The organism is Nonomuraea monospora (genome assembly GCF_039531895.1).
GTDB classification, from domain to species: domain Bacteria; phylum Actinomycetota; class Actinomycetes; order Streptosporangiales; family Streptosporangiaceae; genus Nonomuraea; species Nonomuraea monospora.
In genome coordinates this window covers 133,868-151,479 of sequence record NZ_BAAAQX010000032.1, presented here as the reverse complement: position 1 = coordinate 151,479, position 17,612 = coordinate 133,868, and the positions used below count along the sequence as shown (strand labels likewise).

Annotated in this window: 14 protein-coding genes; 4 read left to right on the top strand and 10 right to left on the bottom strand. The window is 72.3% G+C overall.

The window, feature by feature from the left end; genetic code table 11:
- Together ABD331_RS44035 and ABD331_RS44030 are read right to left on the bottom strand one after the other, a co-directional pair.
- The coding region (locus ABD331_RS44035) for a serine/threonine-protein kinase (RefSeq protein WP_344489002.1) at window positions 1-1,384 on the bottom strand (1,384 nt) is incomplete at its 3' end.
- 84 nt (window positions 1,385-1,468) lie between these two features.
- On the bottom strand, window positions 1,469-2,107 hold the full coding sequence (locus ABD331_RS44030) for a pyridoxamine 5'-phosphate oxidase family protein (RefSeq protein ID WP_344488999.1): 639 nt from the start codon (window positions 2,105-2,107) through the stop codon (window positions 1,469-1,471).
- Between the two features lie 71 nt (window positions 2,108-2,178).
- Between ABD331_RS44030 and pdxR the strand changes: the two genes are divergently transcribed.
- Window positions 2,179-3,555 carry a MocR-like pyridoxine biosynthesis transcription factor PdxR gene (pdxR, locus tag ABD331_RS44025; protein ID WP_344488996.1) on the top strand — a complete coding sequence of 459 codons (1,377 nt, stop codon included), beginning with the start codon at window positions 2,179-2,181 and terminating at the stop codon, window positions 3,553-3,555.
- Window positions 3,556-3,588: 33 nt separating this feature from the next.
- Here the strand turns inward: pdxR and ABD331_RS44020 are convergent, their stop codons facing one another.
- Together ABD331_RS44020 and ABD331_RS44015 are read right to left on the bottom strand one after the other, a co-directional pair.
- Window positions 3,589-4,713 carry a DegT/DnrJ/EryC1/StrS family aminotransferase gene (locus tag ABD331_RS44020; RefSeq protein WP_344488993.1) on the bottom strand — a complete coding sequence of 375 codons (1,125 nt, stop codon included), beginning with the start codon at window positions 4,711-4,713 and terminating at the stop codon, window positions 3,589-3,591.
- Window positions 4,710-5,693 (bottom strand): GNAT family N-acetyltransferase, encoded by a 984-nt coding sequence (locus ABD331_RS44015; protein ID WP_344488990.1) that lies wholly within the window; start codon window positions 5,691-5,693, stop codon window positions 4,710-4,712. Before ABD331_RS44015 ends, ABD331_RS44020 begins: the two co-directional genes overlap by 4 nt.
- Before the next feature lie 254 nt (window positions 5,694-5,947).
- Between ABD331_RS44015 and ABD331_RS44010 the strand changes: the two genes are divergently transcribed.
- The 3 genes from ABD331_RS44010 to ABD331_RS44000 all read left to right on the top strand — a co-directional run bounded on the left by ABD331_RS44010 (window position 5,948) and on the right by ABD331_RS44000 (window position 9,276).
- On the top strand, window positions 5,948-6,973 hold the full coding sequence (locus ABD331_RS44010) for a phosphotransferase family protein (protein WP_344488987.1): 1,026 nt from the start codon (window positions 5,948-5,950) through the stop codon (window positions 6,971-6,973).
- Between the two features lie 28 nt (window positions 6,974-7,001).
- Window positions 7,002-7,754: an SDR family oxidoreductase gene (locus ABD331_RS44005; protein ID WP_344488984.1), complete on the top strand. Its 753-nt coding sequence runs from the start codon at window positions 7,002-7,004 to the stop codon at window positions 7,752-7,754.
- 127 nt (window positions 7,755-7,881) lie between these two features.
- Entirely contained in the window at window positions 7,882-9,276 is a 1,395-nt protein-coding gene (locus ABD331_RS44000; protein WP_344488981.1) for a GH39 family glycosyl hydrolase, read from the top strand.
- On the opposite strand, the gene ABD331_RS43995 is transcribed toward ABD331_RS44000, so the two are convergent.
- From ABD331_RS43995 to ABD331_RS43970, 6 genes are all read right to left on the bottom strand, one after another.
- Complete coding sequence (locus ABD331_RS43995; protein ID WP_344488978.1) at window positions 9,240-13,100, bottom strand: AAA family ATPase; 3,861 nt, start codon at window positions 13,098-13,100, stop codon at window positions 9,240-9,242. The genes ABD331_RS44000 and ABD331_RS43995 overlap by 37 nt on opposite strands.
- Window positions 13,097-13,411, bottom strand: coding sequence for a CU044_2847 family protein (locus ABD331_RS43990; RefSeq protein WP_344488975.1), 315 nt, complete (start codon window positions 13,409-13,411; stop codon window positions 13,097-13,099). The genes ABD331_RS43995 and ABD331_RS43990 overlap by 4 nt, the downstream gene beginning before the upstream one ends.
- Before the next feature lie 70 nt (window positions 13,412-13,481).
- Window positions 13,482-14,675: an acyltransferase family protein gene (locus tag ABD331_RS43985; protein WP_344488972.1), complete on the bottom strand. Its 1,194-nt coding sequence runs from the start codon at window positions 14,673-14,675 to the stop codon at window positions 13,482-13,484.
- Complete coding sequence (locus ABD331_RS43980; RefSeq protein WP_344488969.1) at window positions 14,668-15,639, bottom strand: alpha/beta hydrolase; 972 nt, start codon at window positions 15,637-15,639, stop codon at window positions 14,668-14,670. The genes ABD331_RS43985 and ABD331_RS43980 overlap by 8 nt, the downstream gene beginning before the upstream one ends.
- 74 nt (window positions 15,640-15,713) lie before the next feature.
- Window positions 15,714-16,352, bottom strand: a complete 639-nt coding sequence (locus ABD331_RS43975) for a GNAT family N-acetyltransferase (RefSeq protein WP_344488966.1) — start codon at window positions 16,350-16,352, stop codon at window positions 15,714-15,716.
- A 42-nt stretch (window positions 16,353-16,394) separates the two neighbouring features.
- Window positions 16,395-17,597, bottom strand: a complete 1,203-nt coding sequence (locus ABD331_RS43970) for a DUF418 domain-containing protein (protein WP_344488963.1) — start codon at window positions 17,595-17,597, stop codon at window positions 16,395-16,397.
- Window positions 17,598-17,612: the final 15 nt, after the last annotated feature.

Below are 17,612 nucleotides of genomic sequence, written 5' to 3'. Positions count from 1 at the left end.
GGGGGGGGGGGGGGGGGGGGGGGGGGGGGGGGGGGGGGGGGGGGGGGGGGGGGGTCACGCCCGGCGGCTCCCCCTCGGCGGGGTCCTCGTCGGAGGGGTCCTGCTCGGGCGGGTCCGCCTCAGGGGACGTCTGCGGCACCACCTGCGGCGTGATCCCAGGCGGCGTCTCAAGCCCAGTTTCAGGCCCGGTCTCAGGCCCGGTCTCAGGCCCGGTTTCAGGCAGGGATTCCGGCGTTTCAGGCGGAGTGGACGCCTCCGTGCTCGGCGGCCAAGCCACGGGAGCAGTGGCGATCCGGCTCGGCGGCACGGCGATCGCCGCCCCGACCGGCTGCTCGGGCGGCTGCCTGCCGGCCAGCACGACCACCACCGCGACGGCCGCCACGGCGCTCACCGCGCCGCCCATCGCCAGCCGCCGCCCGTTCGTCCGCGTGATGCGCCGCGCGCTGCGGCCGACCTTCCCGCGCACGCTCTCGAACACGGTGGTGGCCAGCGACGTCGCGGTCTCGGGCGGGGCGGCCAGGGGCATGGGCCACAGCAGGGCCAGCAGGCCCACGAGCGCGGCCAGCCGCCGTCTGCCCCGCTCCTCCCAATCCTCCCCGTACGCCGCCGCGGCCACGGTCTCCAGCTCGGTCACGAACGTCAGCGCCCCGTCGGGCCGCCCCGCCGGGTCCTTGGCCAGCCCGCGCCTGATCAGGTCACGTACGGGCTCGGGCGCGTCGTGGAAGGGCACGGGGGCGTGCACGTGCTGGTACCCCAGGACGCTGGGCTCGGTGGACCGGTACGGCCGGTGCCCGGTCAGGCACTCGAAGAAGACGGCGGTGGCCGCGTACACGTCGGTCGCGGGCGAGGCGGGGCGACCCTCCCACAGCTCCGGCGCCATGTACGGGGGCGTGCCCTCGGGGTGGGCGGCGGTGCCCTGGCGTACCGCGATGCCGAAGTCGACGAGCTTGCTGGCGCCGTCGTCCCGGACGAGCACGTTCTCGGGCTTGTAGTCCTTGTGCACGAGGCCCATGGCGTGCGCCCTGGCCAGCCCGAGGAGCGAGCCCTTCAGCACGACGAGCGCGGCCTCCGGCTCGGTCGTCCCGCTCTCGCGTAACAGCGCGCGCAGGGAGACGCCGTTGACCAGCTCCATCACGATGGCCGCGCCGCCGTCGTCCTGGATGTACTCCCACATCGTGGCGATGTGGGGGTCGCGCAGCGTGGTCAGCAGCCGGGCCTCGTACTGGAACCTGGCCAGGGCGGAGGCATCCCGCAACAGCTCGCCGGACAGGTACTTGATCGCGACCTGGACGCGGGTCTCGTCGTGCACGGCGAGCACGACGCGTCCGCTCGCGCCCGCCCCGAGCTGCCTTATCTCTGTATAACCGGGAGCACTCCACTCCATTTGCCTCTCCCATCAGGAGCTGGCCCACCTGATGAGACGTGCGATCAAGAGCTCAGGTTTTCCAGGTGGCCCGGATTTATGGAACTACTCCCGATGGAGGATGTGAACGGGTGCCTCGATACCTTCTGGGAGTACCGAATCGGGTTCGGGCGCGCCCCATGACATGACCAGGGGCAGCACGCCGGCCCACACCGGCAGGTCGTAGTCCTCCTCCTCGTCCACAGGCCCGCCGCGCCTGATCTTGACCGACGCCTCCTCCAGCGACAGCGCCAGCACGGCGGTCGCGGCCAGCTCCTTGCGCGAGGGACGGCGCACGTAGTCCCACTGGCCGGGCGCGAGCTGCTCGGCCAGGGCGCGCAGCCCCTGCTCGCGCTCGTCCTCGTCCGTCACCAGGCGGGCCGGGCCGTAGATCATCGCCGAGCGGTAGTTGACGGAGTGGTGGAAGATCGAGCGGGCCAGCACGAGGCCGTCCAGGTGGGTGACCGTGACGCACACGTCGGTGCCGGTGCCGGTGCGCAGCGAGCGGGCGCCGGTGGAGCCATGCAGGTAGAGGGTGTCGCCGACGCGGCCGTAGCCGGTGGGCACGACCATGGGGTGGCCGTCCACGACCACGCCCAGGTGGCAGATCAGGCCGGTGTCGAGCACCTCGTACAGGTCGTCCCTGTCGGTGCTGCCGCGTTCCTTCGAGCGGCCCAGTGTGGTGCGCGGTGTGGTGGAGAGCATGATTCGACGGTAACGACGAAGTGGACCTATCCTGTAGGGCCACTACCAGCGCCTTTCTAGAGACCACTTGTATGCGTTCCCATGTTGACCTGCCGGTCTCCCTCACCCGCGACTCGGCCGAACCTCTCACCGCGCAGCTCGTCGGCTGGCTGCGCGGCGCCATGCTGGACGGCACGATGGCCTCCGGCGAGCGGCTGCCGTCCACGCGGGCCCTGGCCGCCCAGCTCGGCGTCAGCCGGACGGTGGTGACGGAGGCGTACCAGCAGCTCTACGCCGAGGGCTGGCTGGACGGGCGGCACGGCTCCGGCACGTTCGTGGCCGCCATGGAGCACCCGCCGAGGCCGCCCGAGGAGAGCGCGTACGTGCCCGCGCCGCCGCCCCCGGCCGGCCTGATCAACCTCACCAGCGGCTCCCCCTGGGTGCGCGACTACGACGAGGCGGCGTGGAAGCGGGCCTGGCGCAGGGCCGCCGACCTGCCGCCCGGCGACGAGCCCGACAGTCACGGCCTGCCGCGCCTGCGCGAGCTGCTCGCCGACCACCTCAGGCGGGCCAGAGGCATGGCCGTCGGGCCGGAGAACATCCTGGTCACCCGCGGCACCGGCAACGGCCTCGACCTGTGCGCGATGGCCCTGCTCGGCCCCGGCGTCAGGGCGGGGGTGGAGGATCCGGGCTACCGGGTGGCGCGCACGGTGTTCGCGGCCAGGGGCGCCGAGGTGGTGCCGTGCCCGGTGGACGAGGACGGCGTGATCGTGGACGGCCTGCCCGGCGACCTGCGCGTCCTCTACACCACGCCCGCCCACCAGTTCCCGCTGGGCGGCCGGCTGCCCATCCCGCGCAGGGAGCGGCTGCTGGCCTGGGCGCGCGCCACCGGCGCGACGATCGTGGAGGACGACTACGACGCCGAGTTCCGCTACGACGTCGCCCCGCTGCCCGCGCTCTACGGCCTCGACCCGTCCCGGGTGGTGCTGCTCGGCACGCTGTCCAAGATCCTCGCCCCGGACGTGGGCGTGGGCTGGCTGGTCGGCGAGCCGGAGCTGGTGAGCAGGATCGCCGGCCTGCGCTGGGAGGTGGCCGACCGCACCAGCGGGCCCGTCCAGCAGGCCGTGGCCACCCTGCTGGAGCGCGGCGACCTCGACCGGCACCTGCGCAGGATGCGCCTGGAGTACGCGCGCCGCCGCGCCGCCGTCGTCGAGTTGCTCGGCCCCGCCTGCCGCCTGCGCGGCGACACGGCCGGGCTGCACGTCCTGGCCGAGCTGCCCGGGGCGCTGGTGCCGGGCGTGATCGAGCGGGCCAGGGAGCGCGGGGTGCTGCTCGACTCGACCGAGCGCCACCACCACGGCCCCGCCCAGTTGCACGGCCTGGTGATCGGGTACGGCTCCGCCTCGCTGCCGGACGTCCGCCGGGGCTGCGAGATCGTCGCCGACCTCATCCGCGAGGCCCGGCGGTAGGAGGTCGCAGCCTGAACCGTGAGGCCCGGAGCCTTATCCGTGAGGCCCGGCGGCCGGGGGCTCCAGCCGTCGCAGGATGGGCAGCGAGCGGGCGGTGTACATCGGGTCCACCGGCAGCACGTGCGCGGCCCACCAGCGCGCCGGGGCAGGGTCGGCGCAGTGCTCGGTGAAGCCGGGGGCGTAGTCGTCGTAGGCGGGGTCGTACAGGTAGCCGGTGGAGACCCCGTTCCGCTCCAGCTCCTCGATGGCCGCGTCCCTGTCGCGGACCAGCAGCGGCACCCGGAACAGCGGCCGGGTGAGGTCGTCGAGCACGGCGGGCGCCACCGTCGGCAGCTCGGCCAGCCGCTGCACCCCGGCCAGCCGGCGCGCCCGGTCGCGCGGCACCCTGGCCACCCGCCGCTCCTGGTACCAGCGGACCAGCCGGCCCCGGCGGGCCCGGTAGCGGTGCAGGTCGGCGCGCACCCAGGTGTCGAAGGGCGGCAGCGAGGGCACCTGCTTGAGCGCCAGCTCCAGCTCCTCGGCGCGCACCGCGATGCGGTGGCCCTCGCGGGCCTCCTGCAGGCCGAGGCGGCGCTGGAGCTTGAGCGCGGGGCGCACCAGGTCGAGCTTGAGTGCCGCCTGGCGGGCCATGGAGGTGGCCACGCTCCACACGTCGGCGGGCAGGGAGCCGCGGGTCAGCAGCTCGTCGCGGGCGCGGGTCAGGGCCAGCAGGTCCGACTCGTCCTCGACGGTGAGCACGCCGCCGGAGCCCGCGCTGGGGTGCTTGGACAGGCTGAAGACCGACGCGTGCCCGAACGTGCCGAGCGGCCGGCCGCCGAGGTCGCTCTCCATGGCGTGCGCCACGTCCTCGATGAGGATCTTGCCGGCGAAGGCGGGAGCGTCGTCGGGCAGGCCGTACAGGTTGGTGGTGAGGACCGCGTCCACCGTGTCGAGGTCCACGCGGGTGACGTCGATGTTGCCGTCGCGCGGGGACAGCGGCGCGATGACCGGGCGCAGCCCGGCGGCCAGCACGAGGAAGAGGATCTCGTCGGCGGAGATGGGGGACATCAGCAGCCGCTGCCCGGGCAGGCACCAATGGCGTAAGGCCAGATAGAGCCCCAGCCGGTTGGACGGTAGCGACAGGCAGTGACGGCCCGTTCGCTCTGCGATGTGTTTCACCGTTGTAGGACGGTACGCAGTCTTCCGTACGTTTTCAAGGTTTTGTCCGCTGTTTTAAGGAGCAGTGGGTTGGCCATGACCGTGGCGCGCGTCTTGCGCACCGGCACCCGCATCACCCAGTGCACGCCCGCGGCGGGCCCGATCCTGGCCACGCGGCCCTCGGCCACCTCCAGCTCGCCGTTCTTCAGCTTGTCCTTGTACTCCTTCTGCCCGCGCCCCATGTCGACGACCTCGATGCCGGACCCGGCGGCGCGCTCGGCCATCGCCAGGTGGTGGATGAGGCCGGGGGAGTACTTGGCGAAGTGGGTGTCGTAGGCGGGGAACCAGCCGGCCAGAGTGGTGCGCGTACGCAGCCCGAAATGCCCGGCCATCGGCCGGTCGTCCACGTACACCATGTCGAGCACCCCGGCGAAGCTCTCGGACTGGGTGGCCAGCAGCCGCTCGACCAATTCCACGATCCACGGGTGCGAGAACCGGTCGGCGCGGCCGGTGCGGCGGTACTGGTCGGTCTTCCAGCTCAGCAGCGTGCGCAGGGGCTCCAGGTCGGTGGTGGCGTAGTCGTGCCGGAGCAGGCCCGCCTCGCGCTGCAGCTTGCGGGACTTGGCCAGGGTGCTCTTGTACGTCTTGCCGGAGTTCTTGAGCAGTGACTTCGTGTAGTTGTCCCAGCCGTCGCGCAGGTCGATGATCGGCGACGGGTGACGCTCGTGGCGGGCGAGCAGCAGCGGCTGCCCGGCGACGAGGTGGTCGAACTCGTACACCGCCAGCCCGCACTCCTTGAGCAGCCACAGCGGGTGGATCTGGACGTCCTTGAGGTGCACGAGCCCCTGCGCGTCGGTCAGCCCGGCGGCGACCGGCTTGCCGATGCCGAGGGGATGTCGCTCGAACGGGAAGAACCCCACGATCTCCGGACCGTCGTGGATGACGGCAACACGTACGACATCTCGGAGTTCGCCCACCGTGATGGTGAACTCTGGCGACAAGAAAGGATTGTCGAAGGCGGTGTCCGCCTCTTGCAGGGCGCGCCAGCGGCTCACTTCGGGTTCGCCCAGTTCACGGGGGTGGGCAAGGGTGACGTGCATGGGCTCCTACTGTCAGCACACACTCTCTGGGCAAGCTGAGGGCCAGGGTGTACTGCCACATTAAAGGATCTCGCCCGATGCCATAGCCGCAGCTCCGGAACGTTACAGAACTCCCAGTATGTCTTCAGGACCGAGTGACGTTCTAATGTGTGACCATGACCGTACCTGGCATCGACCACCCCCGGCTGGTCGCCTGGATGGGCCGCCACGTGCCCGACGCCGGCGAGCCCCTGTCCGTCTCGCTGATCTCCGGCGGCCGGTCGAACCTCACCTACCTGGTCGAGGGCAGGGAACGCCGGCTCGTGCTGCGCCGGCCGCCCCTCGGCCACGTGCTGCCCACCGCGCACGACATGCGGCGCGAGTGGCGGGTCATCTCGGCGCTCGCGCCCACGCCCGTGCCGGTGCCGGAGCCCGTCGCGTTCTGCGCCGACGACGACGTGATCGGTGCGCCGTTCTACCTCATGGGGCACGTCGAGGGGGAGGCCGTACGGAGCCGGGAGCAGCTCGGCGACCGCACACCCGAGCAGACGCGGCGCCTGTCGGAGCGGCTGGCCGAGGTGCTGGCGGGCATCCACGCCGTCGACTACCGCGAGGTGGGGCTGGGCGACTTCGGGCGGCCCGAGGGGTACCTGGCCAGGCAGCTCGACCGGTGGTGCCAGCAGTGGGAGCGGTCGAAGACCGCCGACCTGCCCGACTACGACCGGCTCGTGGCGCGGCTGCGGGAACGGCTGCCCGCCGAGGTGGCCGGCACGCTGGTGCACGGCGACTACCGGCTGGACAACACGCTGCTGCGGACCGGCGACCTGGAGATCGCGGCCGTGGTCGACTGGGAGATGTCCACGCTCGGCGACCCGCTGGCCGACCTGGGGCTGACGCTGACGTACTGGCACGATCGCGGGGACGAGGAACGCGCGAGCATCCCGGTGGCGGGCGACGTGACGGTGGCGCCCGGCTTCATGAACGCGGCGGAGTTCGCCGCCCACTACACCAAGGTGTCCGGACGGGACATCTCGGACCTCGGGTTCTACGTGGCCTTCGGCAACTTCAAGCTGGCCGTCATCGTGGAGGGTATCCACGCCCGCTTCCGTCAGGGTAAGACCGTGGGAGAGGGGTTCGACCGCATCGGCGCGGCCGTGCCCACCCTGATCTCCCGCGCGCACCGGATGCTCGACCAGCACTGAGCACCTTCCATCCCCCGCAAGGAGCGTCATGAGCACTGTTGCACTGATCACCGGAGCCGCGAGCGGCATCGGCGCCGCCGTGGCCCGGCGCCTGTCGACGGGCGGCGCCAAGTGCGTCCTCCTCGACATGGACGGCGAGGGGGTCGAGCGGCTGGCCAAGGAGCTGGACGGCGCGTGGCTGGCCGCCGACGTCAGCACCGAGGAGGCCTCGCTGGAGGCCGTCGCGCTGGCCGAGCAGCGGTACGGGCGGCTCGACCTGGTCCACCTCAACGCCGGCATCACCGGCCGGGTCGATCTGGCCGACTTCGACCTCGCCCGCTACCGCCAGGTCGTCGGCGTCAACATGGACGGCGTCGTCTTCGGCGTGCGCGCCAGCATGCCGCTGCTCCTGCGCTCCGGCGGCGGCGCGATCGTCGTCACCTCCTCGCTGGCCGGGCTCACCGCCTTCGCGGGCGACCCCGTCTACACGATGACCAAGCACGCCGTCGTCGGCCTCGTCAGGGCGCTGGCCGAGCCGCTCGCCGCGCAGAACGTCCGCATCGGCGCCGTCTGCCCCGGCTTCACCGACACGCCCCTCGTGGCCGAGGCGCGGGACATGTTCGTCAACGCGGGCTTCCCGCTCCTCACCGCCGAGGACGTGGCCGCCGCCGTCGAGTCCGCGTTCTACGCCGAGACCCCCGGCACTCTCCTCATCGTGCAACCGGGCAGGCAGCCCGTGCCCTACCGCTACGCCGGGGTGCCGGGACCGGCGGGAGGGCAGCGGCCGCCGCGCCAAGATTGACCGCAAGCGGCTTGCAAGCGGGACGATTAGCGTAAACAGGGCTGGACTGCTGTCCAGCCCTTGTACGTTCCCGAACCTTGTAGGTTCGTGGTTCCCCCCGACGTCTCGCGAGGATGAGGAGCCTTCAGTGATTCCGACCGACGGCCGGCACGCGCGCCGACGATCGCCATGGCCGATCGCTCTAGGAGCCGGCGTTCTCGCGATCGTCCTGGTGGCGGGCATCATGGTGTACGCCGCGATGCGGACGAAGGAACGCAGCGTGTTCAAGGGCAGCGAAGTGGCCACCAAGGCGCCCACCGAGCCCGCGCCGCAGCTCTCCGAGCCTCCCGCGCTCGACAACTGGCCGCGCTGGGGCATCACCCACACCCAGTACAGCGCCGACAACGAGCCGCAGGACGTCGTCGACCAGGCCAGAGGCGTGCTCGGCCGGGTCCCCATGCTGCAGAACCAGCACATCATGGGCTGGGGCGTCGGCAACCCGGAGCCCAGCCCGGGGCAGTTCAACTTCGTCGACCTCGACCGGCGGCTCACCTTCATGGCGTCCTCCAGGGCCGTGCCGGTGATCACGCTCTGCTGCGCGCCCGACTGGATGAAGGGCGGGCAGGCCGGGCGTACGGACTGGAGCAAGAACCACACCGTCGCCCCCGAACGGGAGCACTTCGACGACTTCGCCAAGCTGGCGGCGCGGGTGGCCAAGCAGTACCCGACGGTCAAGCACTACATGGTGTGGAACGAGTTCAAGGGCTTCTGGGACCCGGCCACCAACCGGTGGGACGCCGAGGCGTACACCGAGATGTACAACAAGGTCTATACGGCGCTGAAGAAGGTCAACAAGGACATCCAGGTCGGCGGCCCGTACGTGTCGATCAGCAGCAGCACCCGCACAGAAGGCCCGCCCTCCGAGCTGAGCGGCCCCTGGGGCACCGTCGACCAGCGGGCGCTGGACGCCGTCAAGTACTGGATCGAGCACAAGAAGGGCGCCGACTTCGTCGTCGTGGACGGCGCCTCCATGACCAACGACAAGGGGAACGTTCCCAACGACTTCGCCGCCCAGGCCAAGTTCAGCGCCATCACCACGTGGCTGCGCGAGGAGAGCGACGACCTGCCGGTGTGGTGGGCCGAGTGGTACGTGGAGCCAGAGAACGCGCAGTGGAGCGAGGAGAAGCGCACCGCCGTCCAGGCCGTCGCGCTGATGGAGTTCGCCAAGAGCGGGGTCACGACCGCCCTCTACTGGAACCCGCAGCAGAAGGGGGAGGGCGAGTGCCCCGGGTGCCTCTGGTCGCCCAAGGTGGGTGGCGAGCTGCCCATGGCGGGGCTGCTCAGCGGGTTCACCAAGTGGTTCCCGAACGGGGTCGAGGTGCGGGAGGTGGAGACCTCCGATCCGAAGGTCAAGGCGATGGGGCAGGCCAGCCAGGTCGTGATGGTGAACACCTCCGATCAGGACGTCAGCGCCACCGTTGACGGGCGGCCCGTCACGTTGAAGCCCTACGAGATCAAGTGGTCGGGGCGCGGGGGCGCGTGAAGCAATGCGGAAGGGCGGACGGCCAGGATGCCGCCGCCCTTGCCGTAGACGACGAGCAGGCCTCCCAGCCAGGCGCACTTCCGGACGGCGTCGTGGACGGGGATGGTGAGCAGGCAGGTGCCGGCGGCCGGGTCCCAGACGCGCACGGTGGCGTCAGCGCTTCCGCTGACCAGGAGGACCCGGCCGCCGAGCGTCAGGGCGCAGACCGCGGACACCACATCGGAGTGCCCGGTCAGCACCGAGCCGAAGGGCCGGCTGGTCGCGGGGTCCCACATGCGAACGGTTCGATCCCAGCTCGCACTCGCCAGTAGGACCTGCCTGTCCAACGCGAAGGTGCACACGGCGCTCGCCCCGGCGCTGTGGCCGATGAGCGGACGACCGGCCGGACGGCCGGTGATCGCATTCCACAACCGCACCTCGCCGTGATCGTGGGCAGTGGCGATCAGCGATTTCCCGTTCATGGTGTAAGCGCACAACGCCGCCACGTCGCGTAACGGGCGAGCGAACCGGGAAAGGCGAAGGAAACGCCGCTTGCCGGTTTCCCGGTCGACCACCTGGCCGATCCCCTCCGCGACGACAGCAAGCATGTGTGCGTCTATCGGCTCGACAGTCCGTGGTGACAAGGGAATCAAGGGAGTGACCGGTTCGCCGGTCGCCGGGTCCCAGACGCGGAAGCCGGAAGCCTCCGTGATGATCAGCAGGCCATGGGCGAAGGCGTCCAGGGACATCGGCGAGTCTGCGGCGAATTCGGCAGTGAGCCCACCGGCCGGATCCCGCAGTCGCACGTTTCCGCTCATCTCCGCGAGAAGGACGCGCTCATGCAGCAGAAGGGCGCATGAGCGATGCACGGTGTCGTGGGAAGAGAACTCAAGCCGGCTGGGATCCCACAGTCTGATGCTGCCGTCGGCACTGGTCGTGGCCAGCAAGGTGCGGCCATCCAGGGTGAAGACGCAGATGTCGGTGATCAGATCGGTATGACCGGCAAAATACCGGCCCCCGATATGGAGTCTGCCGAGTACATCGCCGATGGCGAGCAGGGCAGGATCATCCAGGGCGCAGATGGCAGTGACCTGGCGCGCACCATCGAGGGTACGGAGAAGCAGTTTCGTGCCCGCATCCCAGATGTCGACACGGCCGTCCCAGGTGGCGGTGACGAGCCGGCCGTTGCGTGCCGAGTAGGACAGACCGCGGATGTCCTCGCGGAGGTGGTCCGGAGAACCCGTAGGCTGACCGGTCACGAGATCCCACACCGTGAGGTCTCCGGAGAGACCGGCCACGGCGACCAGGTCATCGTCGCCCTGAGGCAGAGCGCACAGGTACTTGCCGCCCTCCTGCACGCGGGTGAGCGCGCAATCGACGGGCCGGCCCGTCGCGGGGTCCCACAGCCGGAAGGCGCCATCGTGATCGAGCGTGGCGAGCAGGACGCGACCCCGCACGGTCACGGCGGTCATGCCGGCCGCGACCGCTCTGATCGGCACGTGCGCGGGCAGGCCGGTTGCCGGGTCCCACAGCCGGATGGTGTTGTCGGCCCCACTACTGGCCAGCAGCGTGCGCCCGTCCATGACGAAGGAGGTGACGGCGGTCACCCGTCCTTCGTGACCGAGGAGAACGGCCTCGTCGAACCTCCGCTGGACCTCCGCCCATTCCACCCGATAAGGCGCGTCCCGGCTCGCCAGCGCCTCTATCCTCGGCAAATCCGCGACTGCGGCGGTCAGGTCGAACATGGCCGCGCGCTCGGCGGGCCCGGCCGCGGCGGCCATCGGCGTCAGCCGGATCAGCCGCAGGCAGGCACGAACAGCGGGTGAAGGATCCACGGAGGCTACCACGATCACCCGCGCCAGGTCCGCGTGCAGCACGAACGGCGTCCGGCAGAGCAACTCCTCCAGCACCCCGCCCCGAGCCGCGTGCCCCGCCAGCGACCGCGCCAGATAAGGCGGCACCGGCTCGACGAACCCCATGAAAGCCCTGGCCAGAGCCCGATGGTCGGCCCGCAGATCGCTCCGCTCACCGAGCAGCGTGTCGTCGAGCGCCTGGTGGAACAGCCTGAACACCTCGTGCCGATCATCCGACTCCACCAGGAAGTTCGCCGCTGACGAGTGCGCGAAGGCGAGCAGTTCTCCGGCCGTGACCTCGGCCCCGGCCAGCGTCCTGATCGCCAGCGCCCACAGCTCCACGTCGAACCCCGGAGCCGCGGCGAAGGCGAGCGCGGTCAGCGCAGCCGCGGCGGGCAGCCCGCCGACGCCGGGCAGCCGCGCGGTGTAGGCGTCCAGCGCGTGCTTGACCTCGGGCGGGAAGGTGAGCGCGGCCGGATCCACCGGCTCCACGTCGTGCAGCGCGTGCGTGCGCGCGATGAGCCCCGCGATCAGGAAGCTGTGCGCCGAGCGCCGCGCGATGGCGGTGGCGACCGGCCCGGCCACCGGCCCGTCTGCGTACGGGTTGCCCGGACGCGGATCGCCCAGCAGTTGCAGCGTCGCCTTGGCGTACTCGACCACGTCCTGTTCGGCGTAGAACTCGGGCGAGTCCAGGTTCACGACGTGCGCGGCGCCGCCGAAGAGGGGGATGAGCTCGCCTTCGTCGTCCCCGCGCCGCGTCGCCAGCACCACCTGCGCGCCCAGCCCCGCGCACCCGTGCACCAGCGGCAGCACGACCCTGGCGACGATGCCGCGGGCCTCGGCGGGGGACGTCGCCTCGTCCAGGGCGTCGATGACCACGTTGAATCGGGTGCCCGGCGCTCCGGGCCGGTCTGTGAGGGCGGCGCGCAGGTCGGGCTCGAAGTCGGCGAGCGTGTCGGGCAGCGCGGCGGAGGCCGCGCGGGCGATCTCGGTGGCCACGTCCAGCGCGGTCTTGCCCTTGGCGTGCACGGCGCAGGCCACCGAACCGGGCGTGGCCTTCCACGCCTCGTCGTCGGCGGGCAGGGCGGCGCGGATGCCGGGGTCGGCGGAAGTGACGACTCGGCCCAGCACCGCCGACTTGCCCACGCCCGGCGACCCGGTGACCACCAGCACCCGCTGGTCGGGCTCGTCGCGGTCGAGCCAGGCGGTGATCGCCTTGAGCGCCGCCGTGCGGCCCCTGAACCGGTGGCCGCGCTCGGTGTCCACGCTGACGCCGCGCGCCCTGGGCCGCCAGTGCCGCCTGCCCTCGGGGTCGGCGCGGAGCGTCCAGCCCCAGGACGCGAGCGCGAGCTGACCGGCCTGCTCCGTGGACCAGGAGTCGGCCAGGCGGCGCAGCCGTTGCCCGGGGAAGCGGCGGTCCGCCTCGAACAGGGTGATCGCCCGCCCGCCGCCGCTGACGGCACGGGAGTCGCTCACCACGGCGACCACGGCCTCGTACTCCGGCGACCACACCCCGCCCCCGCTGAAGCCGGACGCCAGGGGCGAGGCCGACTCGGTGGCCAGCCGGATCGAGCCGTAGCCGAGCGTCTCGTCCACCCTGCCGCCCGCGGAGTCGCCCCACTGCTGCCTGTCCGGGAAGCCGAACGCCCACCAGCGGCGGTTCACCAGCCGGGTCGCGGACGGGCAGAGCAGGCGCGCCGGCCACACCCCGGCCGGCACGTCGCCGGCCAGCACCAGCAGGGCCAGGTCCACGTCCTCGACGTGCTCGGCGAGCACCACAGTCTCGACGCGGCACCGCTGGTAGACGGGCGGATGCGCCTTCGGGAAGGCCACCCACAGCTCCTCGGCCACCGCGCCCCTGTGCAGCACCACGTGCGCGGCGGTCAGCGCCCGGCGGGTGTCGATGATCACGGCCGCGCCCAGCGGCTCCTTGTCGCCCGCCGTACGGTGTACCGAGGCGACCCAGGAGTCGTTGGCGGGCCCGGCCGTCATGGCTGCCGGCCGTCCGGGGGCCGCCAGGTGAGCGTGACCTCGAAGTTCCCCTCGGTGGCCGCCTTGGCGACCAGCCAGTCCATGGTCCCGGTGACCTTGATGCCGAACTTGACCTGGATCTCGTCAGGGGCCGCCCTGCGCGCCTGGTCGAGGACCAGCGCGGCGGCGTTCAGCGCGGGGCCGATGGCCTTCCTGACCCTGCCGACGATCTCGTCGGGGCCGCCGGCGGGCTGGTAGCCGGGCGTCGGCTCGATCTCGAAGCGCACCTCCGTGGCGTCGTCGAGCTCGTAGGTGACCACCTGTGAAGGCAACGTGCCCAGCTCCTCCCGGACAAGGCGCGGGCCCCCGCCCCGGCGTGCTCTGGGCGGAGCTTAACATCGCTCAACCCGGCGTCGCGGCGCCCCTTTGCGTGTGGTCGCTCGGGCCGCGTTCAGGTCGCTGCTCGTACCCGCGGAAGGCCGCCCAGCAGGCCGCCAGCGCCACGCAGAACGCGGGCAACCAGGCGAGCCTGGCCGCGATCCAGCCGGGTGAGCCTGGGGCGGTGTGCAGGCCGGGGAGTGCGTGGCCGGCGAGCAGGCCCAGGGCGGTCACGGCGATCATGGCGGTCTGGTGCCAGAGGAAGATGGTGATCGCCGACAGGTTCGTCAGGGCCACGGCGGCCCAGGCCGGCGGGCGTCGCAGGGCGCGGCGCAGGGGCGCCAGCAGGAGGAGGGCCGCGCCGCACTGCGCCAGGCCGAACGTGACGGCGGCGAGGGTGGGCGGGTCCAGATTGGACGTCTCCGCGCCCGGCACGCCCACCATGGCCGCCGGGTATCCCGCCCACACGACCAGCCCGGCGGTGGCGGCACCACCACCGGCCAGCAACGCCCACCCGACCCACCACCCCGGCAACCCACCCTCCCCGCCCGGCTCCGGCAGCCCTGCCTTCCCACCGCGGCCCGAGAGACCGCCCCTCCGCCCCCAGGACGCGCCGAGGCTGTAGGGCACCAGCCAGCCCGCCACCACGTTCACCCAGCCGAGCCAGGCGGGCCCGTCCAGCCCGTACCGGACCAGATCCACCACGGCGACGGCGGCGAGCGGCCACGCCGGGTGCAGCCGGGCGGCCAGCGGGGTCGCGGCCGTCAGCACGGCGAACACCAGCAGGAACCACAGCGGCGACCACACCAGCTTGGCCAGCGACAACACGGTCCCCAGCCGCACCCCGGCGGCGAGCGTCGCCACCGCGATCACCACCCACACCAGCACCACGGCGGCGACGGGCCGGAACAGCCGCGCCATCCGCCGCCCGAGCCACACCCGGTAGGGGAGACGGGAGCCCGCCCGGCTCCTGGCCGCCACCATCCCGCCCACCAGGAAGAACACCGCGAGCGTCTGGAACAGCCAGGACACGGGCGCGAGCTGCGGCATCTCCCGCAGCGGGCTGGCGACCCGCACCGCCCCGCTGTCCACCACCAGCGCCGTCACCAGCCAGTGCCCGGCCACCACCCCGAGGATGGCCGCCGCCCGCAGCCCGTCCACCCCTCGATCACGGCCCGCGGGGGTGGCCGCTTCCACCCGTTCGAGCAGGTCACGCATCCGGGCCCGCCCCCGACACGATCCCGGCCACGTTGCGCAGGAAGAGCGAGCCGGGCCGCAGGTAGTCGCTGTGCCCGCCGTCGCCGGCCGCGAAGACCCTGGCGCCGGACGACGGCGAGACGGGGTCCAGGCCCAGCCCCAGGGCGAGGAACGGCAGCCGCAGCCGCACGTGCGGCACCAGGGCGATCCAGTCGGCGCTGGTGCGGGCGGCCCAGACGGGGGCGGACGTGCGGAGCGGCGTGTCCGTCCCGGTGCCGGGGGCGCCGTACAGGACGATGCCGGCCACCGCGCCCAGCCCGCCCGCCGCCCGGCCGCAGACCACGGCGCCGTAGGAGTGGCACAGGAGAGAGACCCGGGCGCCGCCCAACTCGCGGACGAACGCCTGGAGGCGGGGGACGGCCTCGTCGGCGCGCCCGGTGGTGAGAAGGGCGGCGTCCATCGTGCCCGGCGTCCGGTACCCCAGCCAGGCGACGACCGCCACCCGCCCAGCCGTCTCGCGCCCGCCCGTCTCACGCGCGCCCGGCTCCCGCCCGTTCAGCTCCCGATGGAGGGCGAGCGCGCCCGCGTACAGCAGCCCGTACGTGTCGAGGCCGGTGTCCGAGCCGGGCACCACCACCACGACCCGCTCGGCCCCCGCCAGATCCCCGAAGACCTCGGCCGCCCGCCCGCCGTCACGCCCGTCGAAGAACAGGAACCGCCGCCCAGGGGCCGCCATCCCCCGCAGCACCTCCGCCCGGCGCGCCTGCCCGTGCTCGGCGGCCGTCCGCCCGGCCGCGAGGATGCCCTCACGGACGGCCGCGTACCGCCCCTCAGCCGAACCCCAGACCTCCCGGACAGGAGCCGGAGCCGGGACCTCAGAGCCCGACAGGGGCACCGCCACGGACGCGGCCAGCACGCCGGCGAACAACGTCCTGCGCATCCCGGGCAGGCGGACAACAGCGGATCGGCGCAAACGGGTGAACATGCGGCGAACCTATGGATCACGCCCCGTCATCCGCGTCCCGCCAGGGAGTGGGTTCGTGACGTACCCCTGAGGTACTACGCGGTCTCCAGGCCGAAGTGCGGCAGGCAGGCCGCCAGCCCGTGCGTCTCCACCGGCACCGGGCAGGTGAAGTCGTCGCGGTCGAGCCGGAGCCGCTGCTGGGTGGCCCGCCGCCCCCGCATCGCCTGCACCGCCAGCCCGTCGTCCCGGTAGCCGAGCTTGCGTGAGACGCCGAGCGAGGCCGGGTTGTCGAGGAAGGCGCCGGAGACGGCCGAGCGGGCGCCGAGCCCGGCGAAGGCCAGGTGCAGGACGGCGGCGCGCATCTCGGTGCCGAACCCCTTGCCCTGGTGGGCGCGGCCCAGCCAGGAGCCGGTGTGCACCTCGCGGGTGATCGCGAAGTCCACGCCCTTCACGTCCTGGGTGCCGATCACCCGGCCCTCGTGCACGACGACGAAGTTGCAGGTCCACGAGTCAGGCCGCCACCGGGACATCACCCCGAGGTGGTAGAGCACGACGGCGGCGGGCAGCTCGGCGGCGGGCGCGTCGGTCCACGGCACCCCGAACGGCATCCTGCCGGGGTCGTGCACGCCTTCCACGGCGCGGTCGGCCAGCTCGTCGAGGTCGTCCAGGGTGGGCAGCCGCAGCGTGAGGCGGGGCGTGGTCAGTCTCAGGTCGTGTACGGGCCAGTTACGCATACTCGCCCATTGTTCCTGGCCACGCCGCCCGCCTCACGTGGTTTATCGCGGCGTGGACGGCTTGCGCCAGTACGTCAGGAAGCGCAGCAGCCACTCCACCGGCCCGTACCGGTGCCCCTTGAGGTACCAGCGGCTGTAGACGACCTGGAGCGCGAAGATGCCGACCGCGATCACCACCTCCAGCGGCGGGCTGACCCGGTCGACGAGCGCCAGGCCGTACCCGGTGAAGATGAGCGAGCAGATCAGCGACTGCGCCAGGTAGTTGGACAGCGCCATCCTGCCTGGCGCGGCCAGCGCCCGCGCCAGGCGCGGCACGTGCGGCAGCACCCGCAGGAACGTGGCCGCGTACGCCGCCGCCAGCAGCGGCGCCGTCACCAGGTCGACCGCCTCGCCCCAGAACTTGTGCACGGACCCGTTCCAGGCCGCCGTCGTGTAGAAGAGCGCGCCGCCGAGCCCGACGGTGAACCCGACCCACTGCAGCCTGCGCAGCGTCCCGGTGTGGGCGGACACGTCGCGCAGCACGCCCAGCTTGCCGACGGCGAGCCCGATGAGGCAGGCGGCCAGCACCGCGGGGCCCTGGAAGAAGACCCGCGCCACGATGATCAGCGACAGCTTCCTGAGGTGCTCGGAGACGATCTGCCAGAACACCCCGCCCAGGGCGCTGTTGGAGGCGGCGGCCTGCGCCGAGCCGTCGGCGACGCGGCCCGACAGGTCCAGGCCCATCGTGGCCAGCAGCGCCAGCAGCGCGAACGCGAACGCCAGCAGCAGCGTGAGCACGATGGCCAGCGCCACGGCCGTCTTCGGCCTGACCCCGCGGAAGATCAGCAGGGCCAGCCCGACGGCCGCGTACGTCGTCAGGATGTCGCCGGGGAACAGCAGCACCGCGTGCGCCAGCCCGAGCAGGAACAGCCCGCCCAGCCGCCGCAGGAACATCGGCACGAACGGCCGCCCCTGCCGCCTGGCCGAGTCGACCTGGAGCGTGAAGCTGTACCCGAACAGGAACGAGAACAGCAGGTAGAACTTGTTCTCCAGGAAGAGCGTCACGAACCAGCGCACGCCCCAGTCGAGGGACGAGTCGAACGCGGGCTCCGCCATCCCGGCCATCCGGTAGCCGGAGGCCAGGAAGGCGATGTTCACGACGAGGATGCCGAGCAGCGAGAAACCCCGTAAGGCGTCGACGGAGGCGATCCTCGCTGCGGCGAGGCGTACGTCCGGCTTGGCGGGATGTGTCTCCTGTGTCCTCATCGGAGGACATCATCC

Bases quoted from the DNA above. Each gene is read 5' to 3' on its own strand.
- ABD331_RS44030 (WP_344488999.1), bottom strand. From the start codon at position 2,107: ATGCTCTCCACCACACCGCGCACCACACTGGGCCGCTCGAAGGAACGC.
- pdxR (WP_344488996.1), top strand. From the start codon at position 2,179: ATGCGTTCCCATGTTGACCTGCCGGTCTCCCTCACCCGCGACTCGGCC.
- ABD331_RS44010 (WP_344488987.1), top strand. From the start codon at position 5,948: ATGACCGTACCTGGCATCGACCACCCCCGGCTGGTCGCCTGGATGGGC.
- ABD331_RS44005 (WP_344488984.1), top strand. From the start codon at position 7,002: ATGAGCACTGTTGCACTGATCACCGGAGCCGCGAGCGGCATCGGCGCC.
- ABD331_RS43995 (WP_344488978.1), bottom strand. From the start codon at position 13,100: ATGACGGCCGGGCCCGCCAACGACTCCTGGGTCGCCTCGGTACACCGT.
- ABD331_RS43985 (WP_344488972.1), bottom strand. From the start codon at position 14,675: ATGCGTGACCTGCTCGAACGGGTGGAAGCGGCCACCCCCGCGGGCCGT.
- ABD331_RS43980 (WP_344488969.1), bottom strand. From the start codon at position 15,639: ATGTTCACCCGTTTGCGCCGATCCGCTGTTGTCCGCCTGCCCGGGATG.
- ABD331_RS43975 (WP_344488966.1), bottom strand. From the start codon at position 16,352: ATGCGTAACTGGCCCGTACACGACCTGAGACTGACCACGCCCCGCCTC.
- ABD331_RS43970 (WP_344488963.1), bottom strand. From the start codon at position 17,597: ATGAGGACACAGGAGACACATCCCGCCAAGCCGGACGTACGCCTCGCC.